At 56.9% G+C, this 13,217-nt stretch carries 16 protein-coding genes; 9 read left to right on the forward strand and 7 right to left on the reverse strand.

The features are described from left to right. Nucleotides 1–53 precede the first annotated feature (53 nt). Nucleotides 54–1,259: a GGDEF domain-containing protein gene (locus GAO09_RS07090; protein WP_153353330.1), complete on the reverse strand. Its 1,206-nt coding sequence runs from the start codon at nucleotides 1,257–1,259 to the stop codon at nucleotides 54–56. Nucleotides 1,260–1,561: 302 nt separating this feature from the next. On the opposite strand from GAO09_RS07090, the gene GAO09_RS07095 reads away from it, so the two are divergent. After that, nucleotides 1,562–1,966, forward strand: a complete 405-nt coding sequence (locus GAO09_RS07095) for an OsmC family protein (RefSeq protein WP_153353331.1) — start codon at nucleotides 1,562–1,564, stop codon at nucleotides 1,964–1,966. Between the two features lie 28 nt (nucleotides 1,967–1,994). Beyond that, on the forward strand, nucleotides 1,995–2,369 hold the full coding sequence (locus tag GAO09_RS07100; protein ID WP_153353332.1) for a VOC family protein: 375 nt from the start codon (nucleotides 1,995–1,997) through the stop codon (nucleotides 2,367–2,369). Between the two features lie 583 nt (nucleotides 2,370–2,952). Here GAO09_RS07100 and groL read toward each other — a convergent pair. Then, nucleotides 2,953–4,581: a chaperonin GroEL gene (groL, locus tag GAO09_RS07105; protein WP_153353333.1), complete on the reverse strand. Its 1,629-nt coding sequence runs from the start codon at nucleotides 4,579–4,581 to the stop codon at nucleotides 2,953–2,955. A 48-nt stretch (nucleotides 4,582–4,629) separates the two neighbouring features. Continuing rightward, the gene (groES, locus tag GAO09_RS07110; RefSeq protein ID WP_153353334.1) at nucleotides 4,630–4,944 is read right to left on the reverse strand and encodes a co-chaperone GroES; all 315 of its coding nucleotides are present in this window, start codon (nucleotides 4,942–4,944) and stop codon (nucleotides 4,630–4,632) included. Between the two features lie 277 nt (nucleotides 4,945–5,221). Here groES and GAO09_RS07115 point away from each other — a divergent pair, with 277 nt between their 5' ends. From GAO09_RS07115 to GAO09_RS07135, 5 genes are all read left to right on the forward strand, one after another. Then, entirely contained in the window at nucleotides 5,222–5,494 is a 273-nt protein-coding gene (locus GAO09_RS07115; protein WP_153353335.1) for an usg protein, read from the forward strand. A 95-nt stretch (nucleotides 5,495–5,589) separates the two neighbouring features. After that, complete coding sequence (locus tag GAO09_RS07120) at nucleotides 5,590–5,880, forward strand: hypothetical protein (RefSeq protein WP_153353336.1); 291 nt, start codon at nucleotides 5,590–5,592, stop codon at nucleotides 5,878–5,880. Between the two features lie 357 nt (nucleotides 5,881–6,237). Then, nucleotides 6,238–6,711 (forward strand): Hsp20 family protein, encoded by a 474-nt coding sequence (locus GAO09_RS07125; protein ID WP_153353337.1) that lies wholly within the window; start codon nucleotides 6,238–6,240, stop codon nucleotides 6,709–6,711. A gap of 76 nt (nucleotides 6,712–6,787) precedes the next feature. Continuing rightward, nucleotides 6,788–7,087: a DUF982 domain-containing protein gene (locus GAO09_RS07130; protein WP_153353338.1), complete on the forward strand. Its 300-nt coding sequence runs from the start codon at nucleotides 6,788–6,790 to the stop codon at nucleotides 7,085–7,087. A 9-nt stretch (nucleotides 7,088–7,096) separates the two neighbouring features. Continuing rightward, entirely contained in the window at nucleotides 7,097–7,375 is a 279-nt protein-coding gene (locus GAO09_RS07135) for a hypothetical protein (protein ID WP_209018637.1), read from the forward strand. Nucleotides 7,376–7,479: 104 nt separating this feature from the next. Here the strand turns inward: GAO09_RS07135 and GAO09_RS07140 are convergent, their stop codons facing one another. Continuing rightward, nucleotides 7,480–9,246 (reverse strand): methyl-accepting chemotaxis protein, encoded by a 1,767-nt coding sequence (locus tag GAO09_RS07140; protein ID WP_153353339.1) that lies wholly within the window; start codon nucleotides 9,244–9,246, stop codon nucleotides 7,480–7,482. Between the two features lie 581 nt (nucleotides 9,247–9,827). Between GAO09_RS07140 and GAO09_RS29920 the strand changes: the two genes are divergently transcribed. Both GAO09_RS29920 and GAO09_RS07150 read left to right on the forward strand, forming a co-directional pair. Next, on the forward strand, nucleotides 9,828–10,124 hold the full coding sequence (locus tag GAO09_RS29920) for a response regulator (RefSeq protein ID WP_338015054.1): 297 nt from the start codon (nucleotides 9,828–9,830) through the stop codon (nucleotides 10,122–10,124). Nucleotides 10,125–10,224: 100 nt separating this feature from the next. Then, nucleotides 10,225–10,596 (forward strand): response regulator, encoded by a 372-nt coding sequence (locus GAO09_RS07150; protein ID WP_153353340.1) that lies wholly within the window; start codon nucleotides 10,225–10,227, stop codon nucleotides 10,594–10,596. 28 nt (nucleotides 10,597–10,624) lie between these two features. Here GAO09_RS07150 and GAO09_RS07155 read toward each other — a convergent pair whose 3' ends face one another. From GAO09_RS07155 to GAO09_RS07165, 3 genes are all read right to left on the reverse strand, one after another. Next, on the reverse strand, nucleotides 10,625–12,070 hold the full coding sequence (locus GAO09_RS07155) for a sensor histidine kinase (RefSeq protein WP_153353341.1): 1,446 nt from the start codon (nucleotides 12,068–12,070) through the stop codon (nucleotides 10,625–10,627). 308 nt (nucleotides 12,071–12,378) lie between these two features. Next, nucleotides 12,379–12,654 (reverse strand): hypothetical protein, encoded by a 276-nt coding sequence (locus GAO09_RS07160; RefSeq protein WP_206828806.1) that lies wholly within the window; start codon nucleotides 12,652–12,654, stop codon nucleotides 12,379–12,381. Nucleotides 12,655–12,803: 149 nt separating this feature from the next. After that, nucleotides 12,804–13,013, reverse strand: coding sequence for a cold-shock protein (locus GAO09_RS07165; protein WP_027687039.1), 210 nt, complete (start codon nucleotides 13,011–13,013; stop codon nucleotides 12,804–12,806). Between the last annotated feature and the right edge of the window lie 204 nt (nucleotides 13,014–13,217).

Below are 13,217 nucleotides of genomic sequence, written 5' to 3' on the forward strand. Positions count from 1 at the left end.
GGGATTGCTCGCGCCGAACCTATTGGCAAAAGAGGCGGTTCGTGAGGGCGAAGCTATGATCCGGCTGCAGAACCGGATGGGGAAAATTTAGCAAGATGGATGACATTCGATTCTGTGTCGGTTGCCTCGAAAACTGTATAGCCGTTCCGGCCGCGCCGCTTGGTCTCGTAGAGCGCGCGGTCCGCGCTGTCCAAAAGGATCTCAGGGTTTAACCCGGACGGACCTCGTGAAACGATCCCGATGCTGACCGAGAGAGGCACCTGCAGGGCGCCCCAATGCAGCGGCGTGCTCCCGACTTCGCCAACGATCCGCTTGGCGATAGCCTCAGCGTCGTTCACATCTGCGCCAATCATCAACAGACTGAACTCGTCTCCTCCAAGACGAGCAAAGACATCGCCCTGTCCCAACTGTCTCGTGATCAAATCTGCCACATGCTTCAAGGCAGCGTCACCTGCCGCATGGCCATATTTGTCGTTGATCGTTTTAAAGCTGTCGAGATCAAACAGGAGCAAGCTGAAACCCTGCCCACCGTGCGCCGTTTCGCAAACACTGCTCAGGTGCTTCATAAAAAGTCTGCGATTGGCGATCCCTGTCAGCTCATCCTCATTTGCCAGGCGCTCGACTTCAGTGCGCAGCCGTTCGACTGCCGAAATGAGAAATCCAAAGTTCCAGACGACCGATGCGAACAGGAAGATCAGTAGGTCAATCGACGCAGCCCGATATAGTTGGAGACCAGGCGCTGCGCCAATCACGATCAGAACGTTGCCGCCGGCGATCACGATGTGGGACAATACGCCTGCCAACATGGCTATGCCGGCGACGACCGCTCCGAGATCCCTTCCGTGTATTCGCAAAAGATAGGTGGCGGTTAGCATCAGCGGTATCGACTGTGCCAGCGTGTAAACAGGATTGCGGCCATACCACATGTGGAAAGTCGCGAGCATGGCCAATATGCTGCCAGCGACTAGGATGGAGGTTCTCGCTCCTTGAACTTTGTCACCGTGAAACTGACGCGTGCCACACAGGTTCAGATAGAATCCCAGAATGATAAAGCCATTGCCGGCAACTGTGTTGGCGATGAGGCCACTCTCCCCTTGCACAGAGAGAGCGAGCCCACCAATTACACCTGCCGCGCTACCGGCAAGCCAATAGCGCGGAGCTAGCAGATCCTTGTACCGATAGGCAATCATTCCCCACAGCATGCTGTGTGAAAGATTGAGCAGCAGGACGACAACGAACAGCGTGAAGAAATCCGGCATACGGCATCCTGTTTAGAGACCGGATGACGGCTACATGCGAGGGTTAAACACCGGATGAAAGATTTAAGACGTATTTGACTGAACGACCGCTCAACCGCCGGCTGGCCGCTGTCTTGACGCGCTGCCGCCGAGAAAGATCCCGTTCCCCCCCCCCACGAAACAAGTCATCTCGTGCAGCCTTCAGATATCCGGATAGCAATGGCACGCCGGCCGTCCTGCCCAAAAAGGGTCTGGTTTACCGTTGACACAATGAGCTTGTGCCAGGAGCGTGCCATCAAACTTTCGCGGAGAGAGTTAAGGAAATGGTTCAGTCGATCGTGGAATTGCGCAATATGGCGGCTACGGAGGCAGCAGTTGGTTGGGCTGGTGGACACACCATTGTCGTTGATAGGCCGGAAGGCAAGGCCGGCGGGTTGGGCCTAGGCTTCAATGGCGGGCAGCTCCTCGGTCTGGCAGTCGGAGGTTGCTACTGCAACGACCTTCGCTATATTGCCCATGACCTCGGTGTCGAAATCGGAGACATAGCCGTGACGGTTCAACTGGAACTTGATGGTGCGCCTCTTGTTGCCACCAACGCCGTCCTATCCGTGAGATGCACGACACTGGATGGGTCTGACCCGCAGACCTTGATCGATCGTGCTTGGTCGATCTGCACGGTAGCAAATTCCCTTAATCGTGGCGTACCGACGACGCTAACGGTATTCTGATTGCTTGATATCTTACCGGAGATAGAAAATGTTCACCCATATCATGATCGGCAGCAACGATCTGGAGCGAGCCAGAAATTTCTACGACGCCACGTTGGTTGCGCTGGGTGGCAAGCTCGGCGAAATGGATGCGAGAGGCAGGCTGATCTACGTCCACGAGGGTGGTCGGTTGATGATCACGAAACCAATCAATGGAGGGCCGGCGACCGTAGCTAACGGTGGAACGATTGGTCTTGGGGCCGCGAGCGCCGCTCACGTTCTAGCGTGGCACGAAGCCGGCATTACGCACGGTGGCGAAGCGATCGAGAGCCCTCCCGCGGAGCGTCCGAACGGGTCATTCGTCGCGTATATTCGCGATCCGGACGGACATAAACTCACGGCACGGACGCAACCGACGGGATAAGATCGGCGACCCCGACGCCTGCAGAGCGCTTCATCTGCGTCCCTTAGGTGTGAAATCGGACGAAGGAACCGTCCTCCTCGTTTTGAAGGGTGCAGCCATAAGGTCCAAGCTTCGCGAAACTTACCAATCATTGCAACGCTCTCGCGGCTGTGTCGACCCGACGCCTTTGCGCTCGCGCCGGACTAAAGCGCGCTGAAAGCGTTGATGTCAGCGCTTGCTTGCTCCCGGACTAGAAATACGTGTTTCCTTTCTCTTAACTTGGCTGGTTTGGCGAATCGATGGTTCCGTGGTTTGTTGAGAGCCTAGGTTCTCACTGCTGCGAGGTTGAGTTAGCCGACATAGGGACAGCCTGCATGGCTGCCGCCAGGAGCTCCTCGCGATCGCGCATGCCTCTATTGAACAGTCTGGCGACGGATGCCGTCAAGCTCCCGATCGCGACCGGATCTTTGACAATATCTATCGCTCGAGCGATCTCCTTGACAACGCTGGCGCACAAACGTGCATCTTCTCTCGAAATGGGCTCGGGCACTCTTTAGTCTCCCAAAATGGCCCACCCCGGCGGATGGGGCGGGCCTGTGAGTGATTAGAAATCCATGCCGGCGCCAGCGGGCAGCGCCGGAGCGGCGTCTTTCTTCGGCTTCTCTGCGATCATCGCTTCTGTCGTGACCAGCAGGCCAGCGACCGAGGCTGCATCCTGCAGTGCAGTGCGCACCACCTTGGCCGGGTCAATGACGCCCTGAGCGTAGAGATCACCATACTCGCCGGTCTGGGCGTTCCAGCCGAAGGAAAGGTCAGTCTTTTCGCGCAGCTTACCGACGATGATCGAACCTTCCGCGCCAGCATTCTCGGCGATCTGGCGAACGGGCGCCTCGATCGCCCGGCGGACGATGTCGATCCCGACGCGCTGATCGTCGTTGGCTGTCGGCAGACCGTCCAAGGCCTTCACCGCGCGCAGCAAGGCAACACCGCCGCCCGGCAGGATGCCTTCCTCGACAGCGGCACGGGTCGCATGAAGGGCGTCATCGACGCGATCCTTCTTCTCCTTCACCTCGACTTCGGTCGATCCGCCGACACGGATGACAGCAACGCCGCCCGCGAGCTTGGCAAGACGTTCCTGCAGCTTCTCACGGTCGTAGTCTGAGGTGGTCTCCTCGATCTGGGCGCGGATCTGCGCGACGCGACCATCGATCTCGCCCTTGGAGCCGACACCATCGATGATGGTGGTGTTTTCTTTCTCGATCGCTACCTTCTTGGCGCGACCCAGCATGTTCAGCGTGACGTTCTCCAGCTTGATGCCAACGTCTTCGGAAATGACCGTGCCACCCGTAAGGATAGCGATGTCTTCCAGCATGGCCTTGCGGCGATCGCCGAAGCCCGGAGCCTTGACGGCCGCGATCTTCAAGCCGCCGCGCAGCTTGTTGACGACGAGCGTCGCGAGCGCCTCGCCTTCCACGTCCTCGGCGATGATCAGCAGAGGTTTACCGGACTTCACCACGGCTTCCAGCACCGGCAGCATCGCCTGGAGGTTGGAGACTTTCTTTTCATGGATGAGGATATAAGGCTCCTCGAGCTCGACCCGCATTTTGTCCTGGTTGGTGACGAAGTACGGGCTGAGATAGCCACGGTCGAATTGCATGCCTTCGACGACTTCCAGCTCTGTCTCGGCGGTCTTGGCTTCCTCGACAGTGATGACGCCTTCATTGCCGACCCTTTCCATCGCTTCGGCCAGATACTTGCCGATCTCCTCGTCGCCATTGGCCGAGATGGTACCGACCTGGGCGATTTCGGAATTGCTGGTAATCTTGCGAGCGTTGGCTTTTAGCTCTTTAACGACTGCATCCACGGCGATATCGATGCCGCGCTTCAAGTCCATCGGGTTCATGCCGGAGGCAACCGCCTTGGCGCCTTCCTTGACGATGGCCTGGGCAAGAACGGTGGCCGTGGTGGTACCGTCGCCGGCAAGGTCATTGGTCTTCGATGCCACTTCGCGCAGCATCTGGGCGCCCATGTTCTCGAACTTGTCTTCGAGCTCGATTTCCTTGGCGACCGAGACGCCGTCCTTGGTGATGCGGGGCGCGCCGAACGACTTGTCGATGACGACGTTGCGGCCCTTCGGACCAAGCGTTACTTTGACAGCATTGGCGAGCACGTCGACACCACGCAGCATGCGTTCGCGGGCATCGGTGTTGAATTTGACTTCTTTAGCAGCCATTTGTTCACTCCTTCAATAGGCAGCTTTTTGACTGATGAGCGGGCGTACCTAGGCAGCCTGCTTCTGTTCGGCCTGGGCTTCGATGATACCCATGACGTCACTTTCCTTCATGATCAGCAGGTCTTCACCGTTGATCTTGATCTCGGTGCCGGACCATTTGCCAAACAGGATGCGATTGCCGGCCTTGACGTCGAGCGCCTGGATCTGGCCAGCTTCGTTCCGGGTGCCGGAGCCGACGGCGATGACTTCGCCTTCCTGCGGCTTTTCCTTGGCGGTATCAGGGATGATAATCCCGCCTTTGGTCTTCTCCTCAGAGTCGACCCGGCGTACGAGAATGCGATCATGCAGCGGTCTAAACGACATGTTTTCCTCCATGGACAAACAAGATGACGTTGATCCCCCGCGCCGAAACCGGATGACCGGCCCGGACGGGTGCGAAGCCTCTTTGAGCGTTTCGCGCGAAAAATTTATTTTCGAGATTTTCTGATTTCAAGAGGGTGGACAGGAAAAATTGGCACTCTCGGGTGATGGCTGCTAACATGCTGTAAAGGAACGATAATCGAGGTGGCGAGTTGAAAAAAGATTGATGCCGCAGCACACTTGCGTCATCCTTCTGCCTGTCATGAAAAGGAGATGAAGCATGCAGTTTTCGTCGGATCTTGAGCGGCAGCTCAACGGTTATGGCCTTACCACAGCGCATATCCTCTATCGTATTCCCGATTTCGAAACCGTCCTGCAGAGCTATGTCTGGCAGGATTACGACCTTGCGCCAGATTTCCCAGAAATGCGCAAATTCCTCGATTTCTGGCAGTCGTCTCTGGATGGGCCGCTGCATTCGGTTCGCTACAGCCATCAGCGCCTGATCGGGCCCAACGAATGGCGGCGCGTCGACGGTGAATTCAAGCTGCAATGAACCTTGAATTTTATTTTTCCACTTCCTAGCTCACCCGGCGATCGGGGCTTGATGAGCCCGGTCGCTTGACCACGTGTGTATGGAGTGAGACCCGAATGGAAGAGAACATCAAAATCATCAAGAGTGCGAGCGTCCCGGTAAGGGAGGAGATCATGGTGGATTTCGCCCGCTGGCTTGAGACCGCCTCACAGGAGGCGCTCGTCTATGGCGAAGGGCGCTTTGCCGTGATGTCTGCGAATATGGCAAACGCAATACGGGTCAATGCAGACGAACTTGCACGTGATAATCCGGAGGCGGCCGAGCGTGTCCTGCAGCAGGCCTGCGCCATGATATCGCAATTCAAAGCTGCCTATCCCCATCGTGTCTTCAGTCGGTCCGTCCATTAAACCGAGGCCCCCGGCGGATTGAATTCCCATGCTTCGCAGCAATCATGGAGCGCCTGGCCCAAGGCGATCGCTATGTCGTAGATGGGAGGGCTCTTTTCATCGGTACCTGGAGATCATGCATTCACGGCGCCAATAGCGAGCGAGCGGTAAAAACGCCACTTTGACCTTGCAGCGCGGATAGAATGCCGAAGCGGTCGTACGGCGTCGAAAAGGGTGCAATTTTTTCTGTCGCAGATCTTGAATCCGAAATTCGGCAAAACCAAATCGATCGCCGCCAGCCGCTGATAAAGGGCTGGCATCGCCGGGAGCGCTACGTGTAGCATCCCGTATCCATGTTGCTTCAAGGAGGATATGGCTATGGCAACATCTTATGATTACGCACCTCTCTACCGCTCGAGCGTCGGCTTCGATCGGGTGTTCAATCTTTTGGAAAATGCCCAGCGCGCCCGCTCGATCAGCGACTGGCCGCCCTATGACATCGTCAAGACCGGCGATGACAGCTACCGGATCTCGATCGCGGTGGCGGGCTTTGCCCAGGACGACCTCGATATCAGTTTCCAGTCCAATCTGCTGACGGTCACCGGCAAGAAGCAGGAGACCTCAACGGATGGATACCTGCATCGCGGCATTGCCGGGCGTCCGTTCGAACACCGCTTCGAACTTGCCGACCATGTCCGCGTGAACGGAGCGGATCTGAACAACGGTCTCCTGTCGATCGAGCTTGTCCGTGAGATCCCTGAGGCCTTGAAGCCGCGCAAGATCACGATCCAGAGCACACCCGCTTTGACCTCGGTCGCTCCAGCGCAGATCGAGGCGCAAAAGGCGGCTTGATATCTACATAATCCGCTAAATCGGGGCGCCGCTGCTACGGCGCCCGTCAACATTCCGGGTTGGGAAGGAGAGAGCAATGAAACCCGATATGTTCGCAAAGCCTGTCACCATTCTCGTCGGCCTGGGCTTCCCTGCGGAAGTTCATAGCGTCATGGACGCCTACCGGCACCTTGTCGAGTGGCCGGCCTCGTCCAGGGACGAGGTACACACCATCGCCCTGAAAGCATGCCAGGCGGCGCTTCGCGGCGAAATCGAAGCGGAGACCGCGCGCGGCCTGTTCGCAGCCTTCGCGGAAAAGCATGAGATTCTTGCCCCTGATACGCCCGCGATCCCGGCTTCTCGCATGCGGGGCGGCAGCGGTCCCCACGTGCAGTGAGGTGGTCTCATGAGAGACATCAGGTTGCAGCAGGTGGTCGTCACTGCAGTGGCAATGGGGCCGACAGTTCTGATGCGAGGAATGCAGCTTCGACGGCCAATCGATGTCGTGAAAGCGCCATCCCTGTCGATCGATGATAAACGGACGATCCTCGCCGCCTGGGCTTCCGATTTCTATGTGGTCGAGTCGAAGTCGGCGCTTCGGCAATTGCCCGGAACGCCAGAGGCTGTCCAGATCAACGAGATCCAGTCAGCCCTTATCGAACTCGATCGGCGATATCAGTCATAGAGGGTGGCGTGGGTATCGACCGGTCGGGCATTGGAATGTTCGACCAACCCACGTCCGCCTATCATCCGTCGAAACCGGACGGAGTTCGCACCTTCGCTTCGAACTCAAAACTCGTCCCAGCCGCCCGATGATCCGGCCGCCACCTTGGCCATCATCCGGCGGGCCGGCGATGCCACGTGCCTATGGCTTGCATTTGCCACCGCAATTTGGCGCGTTGCGAGGCTTGGGGCATCGGCACCAAGCTGGAAGCCCTGGATTAGCTCACGCAGCTTCGCCGTCTCCTGAGCGAGCGTCGCGCTGGCGGCATTGGTCTCTTCCACCATCGCGGCGTTCTGCTGCGTCACCTGATCCATTTGATTGACGGCGGAATTGACTTCGGACAGGCCCGTCGCCTGTTCCTTTGCCGAACTGGTAATCGCTTCCATGTGCTCATTCACGGAGACGATGTTCTGCTGGATCGTGCGCAAGGCCTCGCCAGTCTCGCTGACGAGCTTCACGCCTGTGCTGACCTCGTCACTCGAGTTGCGGATAAGCTCCTTGATTTCCTTTGCGGCTTGAGCGGATCGCTGCGCAAGCTCACGCACTTCCTGTGCCACGACGGCAAAACCCTTGCCGGCCTCGCCGGCGCGGGCCGCTTCAACGCCTGCGTTGAGTGCGAGCAGGTTCGTTTGGAAAGCGATCTCATCGATGACACCGATGATGTTCGAGATCTGGTTCGATGAATTCTCGATGCGAGACATCGCGCCAACCGCATTGGCGACCACCTTGCCGGAGCGCTCCGCGTTATCGCTTGCGGTGGCCGCGGCATGACGGGCCTCATCCGCGCGCTTGGCAGCATTGCTGACATTGACGGTGATCTCATCAAGCGCCGCAGCGGTTTCCTCAAGGGACGCCGCCTGCTGTTCCGTTCGCCTGGAAAGATCCTCCGCGCTCTGGCTGATCTCGCGGGTTCCCGTGTCAATCTGATCAGTCGAGTGTGCCACAGCGCCGAGCGTATTGCGCATCTGGCTCAGCGCCTCGTTCATCGTGCGCCGAAGTCCTTCGAAATCCGGCGCAAACGGCTGGTCGATGTTGAACGATAGATCTCCTTGGGCAATCTTGGTCAGTGCTTCACCAATGGTATTGACGGCATGAACCCGCTCGGTCACATCGGTTGCGAACTTCACGACTTTGGTGACCTTGCCCTTGGCGTCCAGGATCGGATTGTACGAGGCATTGATGACGACCACCTTGCCGTTCTTGCCATAGCGGGTGAATTCGGCTGCCTGAAATTCGCCTCGGCGTAACGCGTCCCAGAATTGCTTGTACTCAGGAGATTTCGCGTAATCTGGATCAACCAGCATACTGTGGCTACGGCCCTTGATCTCGTCCAGTCGATAATCGATCGCCTTGAGGAAGTTGTCGTTGGCCGTGACGATCTCACCTTCGGTGGTGAACTCGATGATGCCCTGAACACGGCTGATCGCCACCATCTGGCCTGCGAAGTCCAGATTCTGCAGCCTTTCCTTTGCATTGGCCCATTCAACGACAAATCCGGTTGTCTTCTGTCCTTCGAGCAGAGGCGTCACGATCAGGTCAAAAGCGCGGTGACCCACCCAGATCGTTGCCCTGTGCTGCGTCTTCAGGGCAGCCAGCATGTTGCGCTGGTGAGACGGGTTCTTGTGAAAGATGTCGATGTTGCTCCCGACAAGCTTGGCAAAGTCGAAGCGAGGCAGCTCTTTCTTGAGATCCGCCTCAGCCTCTTTAAGAAGCTCCATGACCGCATCGTTCATGTAGCGGATGTTGAGACCCGCGTCGGCAATCATGATGTTGGCCGTGATCGATTTCAGCGACTTCGTCTGCATCCGCGATATGGTGGAACTGCCGAACATCCTGTACGCCCCCTAGGTTCAGTGACTGCACGCGCCTCTCCGGTGCCCACGTTTCCGCACAACACGGCAGAGAGTGCTATATCTAGTAAAGCATGAACATAAATGATTAAAAATTTAGCAAAGACGTAGTTACAACGGCCACCTTCGCTGTAACGTTCGCTTCCGCAGTCGGCTGCGCGCCGCGTTCAGATTCACGGAAAACCCTTTCAACGCTTTGATAAGAATTCCCGCTCATTATCACCTTCCCGGATCTATATTGCGTGCCGGTCAGCAGTTCTGCCGTCGAGCCGGTGGTTTCGCGTCAGCTCGGCGGCATTCTGCCTCCGCCAAAGGTAACGGTCGTCTCAGTGCAAGCGTCTACTTTTCGGGATACGCACAGACCTGCGCAGGCCGTGGCAAAGAGCTGGTATTTGACACAGGTGAATTCCGGCCCCTCCATAAAATTCGGTAGACGGCCACTATAATTCTGAAATCTTACGTCGTTGCTTGGTGATGATCTAATAAAGCGGCAAGGGAACAATTTCGGACCTTGCGCATTGCATTGCATAATCACGAAACGTTCGCGCGTAAGAGGGGCGATAGTGATTTCGGCAGATAAAGGGAACCTCGCTCAAGCTTCGGCATCAAGGCGACGCGTGTTGATTGCCGAAGATGAAATCCTTATCCGGATGGACATAGCAGACACGCTTCGTGAGCAAGGCTGGGAGGTCGTAGAAACGGGAACGGCGGGCGATGCCCTTGCCGTTCTGGCGCGCGACCAACAGTTCGAAATGGTGCTGACCGATGTTCATATGCCCGGTGCCCCCACAGGCCTGGACCTGGCAAGGATGGTGAAGCGGTCCTATCGTCACATCAAGGTTGCCGTCATGTCTGGCTAGCATCGACCCACCGATGATGACCGGCATCTGTTTGACTTGTTTCTGCAAAAACCTGTTTTGGACCTCGTAAGCGCTTTATCTCCGCTGGCGGGCAACATCGATGACTGACGAGCCAGCATCCGAAACGATCCTCCTCGTCGACGCCGATCCTCTACAGCGCTCGACCGTTGGTCAGTATCTCAGAGACTGCGGGTACCGGGTCATTGAAGCGACTGATGCCGCGGAGGCAATCACTGCTCTCTCTCATCAAGATATCGAGATTTTGGTGACAGACATAGCTTTGCGGGATGCGTCCGGGTTCCAGCTTTCTGCAAAAGCCAGGGAAATCCGACCGGATCTCACGGTGGTGGTGACACACTCGGCTGAGCGAACCGCCAAGATCGCCGGCGACCTTTGTGAAGATGGTCCGCTCGACCACCCGCACCATCCCCAGCAGCTTGTCGACCGCATCAAGCGATTGCGACGATCCTGACGGTGCAACTGACATTGCGTCAGGTTCGTTAATGAATATGGTCGTGGTCGCTCCATTCCGTTTCAAGCGGCGCCCGGATTATGCAATTTACGCCCAAAACATCGTAATTTAGTTCGACTTCGCCCCGAAGATGGCCAGATGACAGCGCTTCGATCAACCGAGATCCGAAGCCTTTACGGCTCGGAGGCTGGACCTGTGGCCCCCCGGTTTCTTTCCACAACAGAGTGAGTTTTGCCTCTGATACGTTCCATGACACAGTCACCTTTCCCGAGTTCGCTCCCAAGGCACCATATTTCGCGGCATTCGTAGCAAGCTCGTGCAATATCAGCGTGAGGGCGACCACGGCCTTGGGTGAGACGTCGACATCAGGCCCACTGATCTCGAACTGCTCGGGCGGATAGGGAGACAGCGCCTCGGTGACTGCCGCGCGAAGGCTGGCAGCTTCCCAACTTCCTCTCGTCAGCAGGTCGTGCGCTCTGGCCAGGCTTTGTAAGCGGGCGTCAAAGGCTGCCCTTGCGGGTTCGATGTCCGGCACGCCGGCAAAAGTTTGACGAGCGATCGCGGCGACCGTCGCAAGTACGTTCTTCACACGATGGTTCAGTTCGCCAATCAGGAGATCCTGAACACGCTCAGCTTCTTTTCGGGCCGTAATATCGCGGGCAATCTTTGAAGCCCCGATGATCCTGCCGTCTGCGTCATAGATGGGTGAGACAGTCAAAGAAACGTCCAGGAGCCGTCCGTTGCTGTGCCGCCGGACGGTCTCGTGGGTTTCCACCCGCTCTCCCGCCTTGATGCGGGCGATGATGCGAGCCTCCTCGTCGATGCGGTCGTCTGGAACGAGAAGGGTGACAGGCCTACCAACGATTTCCTCGGCGCAGAATCCATAGAGCTTTTTGGCGCCACTGTTCCAATCGGTAACCGTCATGGCGAGGTCAATACCGAGGATCGCATCTTCCGACGAGGCGATGATTGACGCCAGGCGCTTGAGTTTTGCCTCGTAGCCAACCCGTTCCGTGGTTTCATTCACGATGCAGAGCACCGCGAGCACCTGGCCGTGTTCATCGGAAACGGGCGAATAGGAAATGTCGAAGTAGACTGTTTCCGGCACGCCGTGTCGTTCGATGTAGAAGGGCCTATCCTTGGCAACGATTGTTTCGCCGCCTTCTCGAACTTTCAGCAGAAGCGGCTCCAGGTCGTCCCAAAGTTCAGCCCAGTTTTCTTTCGCCGGCCTCCCTAAGGCTCTCGGGTGCTTGTTCCCGATCGATGGGGCATATGCGTCATTATAAACGGCGGTGAAGTCATCCCCGCAAAACATCACGATCTGCGCACCCGACGGAATTACGATGTCAACCGCACACTTCAATTGGGGCGGCCACGACGACATCGGTCCAAGGCTGGTGCTTACCCAGTCGTGGTTGCGAATAATGTCAGCCATCGAGCCGTGATCGGGGGTGGCCGGATCGTGATTATGCATTGAAAGCCCTCTCGCCCTCCATTTATTTGAGAGCTTCCGATCAGCAAGTCAACGCATATCGCGGTGAAAATTTTCGGCAGTTTCAAGCGTAAAGCTCATTTGCTACATGGTGTTAGCGCAACAGACCGTCCGGGTGACAGATCGGGGATTGGATTACGCTCAAGCCATGGGTTGGATGGAGAACACTCGGCTCGCGGACCACATCGCTCAACACCCCTCGTCCGAAAACAATGGCGGTGGCACGCGCAATATTCTTGTCAGACAGAAAAAAACAGGCCGCCGAGGTTATTCGCGGGCGCTACGACGCTTTAGACCCGATCGTATGTGAACGATGTCAGGAGGCTTGTGACGAAATTGCTCGCCTTCTCTTTGACGAGAACCTCGGTCCACTCGTCAGTTCCCCGCAACATCAGCCCGGTGTAGATACTGTCGACGGCAGCCTCTTCGATCCGCTTGATATGAGCGTGAAACGAAGCTTCGTCGCCGGATCTGTAAAGGTCGCGAACGACCATTCTCAGAATTTCCTGGATCGCAATTTGCCACGCGGTGTTGATCGCCTGAAGTTCACTGGTTTTATCGCTGATCGGATCTCTTGTGATTTCTGGCCGGTCTCGCCGCAGGCGTGTGCCTTGGCGTCAGGCACAAAAAAAGGCCAGGCAATCTGCCTGACCTCGATTGGTAGTTGCTTTCGACAGTGCCAGTACATCCGTGGTCAAAGGAAAGCAGTTACCGATTATACAGCCTGCAGATTGCAGGCGGACATCTTGCCCGACTTGTTGTCGCGCTCGAGGTCGAAACCGATCTTCTGGCCTTCGACGATTTCGCGCATTCCGGCGCGCTCGACGGCAGAAATGTGCACGAAGGCGTCAGCGCCGCCGTTGTCAGGCTGGATAAAGCCGAAGCCCTTGGTGGAATTAAACCATTTTACGGTGCCAGTGGTCATGATGAACCCTTTCATAGCAATAGAGACGACCGCAACGCAAGGCATTGCGGATGATGATAACGATCGTTTTAAAGGGAGGGTTCGTTCAAAACGCGGTGCCAGTCGCGTGGTAACCAAAGCTCGGCAAGAAAAAATCGATAGCTCAGCTTATAGGCATTTGAGATTGGGACGCCAACGTTCTAGTTTTCTACTGTACTGACCAGT

This window comes from Endobacterium cereale (genome assembly GCF_009617585.1).
Taxonomy (GTDB): Bacteria; Pseudomonadota; Alphaproteobacteria; order Rhizobiales; family Rhizobiaceae; genus Neorhizobium; species Neorhizobium cereale.

Excerpts from the sequence above, each read along its gene's own strand:
- GAO09_RS07115 (WP_153353335.1), top strand. The coding sequence starts at position 5,222 with ATGCAGTTTTCGTCGGATCTTGAGCGGCAGCTCAACGGTTATGGCCTT.
- GAO09_RS07120 (WP_153353336.1), top strand. The coding sequence starts at position 5,590 with ATGGAAGAGAACATCAAAATCATCAAGAGTGCGAGCGTCCCGGTAAGG.
- GAO09_RS07125 (WP_153353337.1), top strand. The coding sequence starts at position 6,238 with ATGGCAACATCTTATGATTACGCACCTCTCTACCGCTCGAGCGTCGGC.
- GAO09_RS07100 (WP_153353332.1), top strand. The coding sequence starts at position 1,995 with ATGTTCACCCATATCATGATCGGCAGCAACGATCTGGAGCGAGCCAGA.
- GAO09_RS07090 (WP_153353330.1), bottom strand. The coding sequence starts at position 1,259 with ATGCCGGATTTCTTCACGCTGTTCGTTGTCGTCCTGCTGCTCAATCTT.
- GAO09_RS07095 (WP_153353331.1), top strand. The coding sequence starts at position 1,562 with ATGGTTCAGTCGATCGTGGAATTGCGCAATATGGCGGCTACGGAGGCA.
- GAO09_RS07155 (WP_153353341.1), bottom strand. The coding sequence starts at position 12,070 with ATGCATAATCACGATCCGGCCACCCCCGATCACGGCTCGATGGCTGAC.
- GAO09_RS07150 (WP_153353340.1), top strand. The coding sequence starts at position 10,225 with ATGACTGACGAGCCAGCATCCGAAACGATCCTCCTCGTCGACGCCGAT.
- GAO09_RS07135 (WP_209018637.1), top strand. The coding sequence starts at position 7,097 with ATGAGAGACATCAGGTTGCAGCAGGTGGTCGTCACTGCAGTGGCAATG.
- GAO09_RS07130 (WP_153353338.1), top strand. The coding sequence starts at position 6,788 with ATGAAACCCGATATGTTCGCAAAGCCTGTCACCATTCTCGTCGGCCTG.
- GAO09_RS07140 (WP_153353339.1), bottom strand. The coding sequence starts at position 9,246 with ATGTTCGGCAGTTCCACCATATCGCGGATGCAGACGAAGTCGCTGAAA.
- groL (WP_153353333.1), bottom strand. The coding sequence starts at position 4,581 with ATGGCTGCTAAAGAAGTCAAATTCAACACCGATGCCCGCGAACGCATG.
- groES (WP_153353334.1), bottom strand. The coding sequence starts at position 4,944 with ATGTCGTTTAGACCGCTGCATGATCGCATTCTCGTACGCCGGGTCGAC.
- GAO09_RS07165 (WP_027687039.1), bottom strand. The coding sequence starts at position 13,013 with ATGACCACTGGCACCGTAAAATGGTTTAATTCCACCAAGGGCTTCGGC.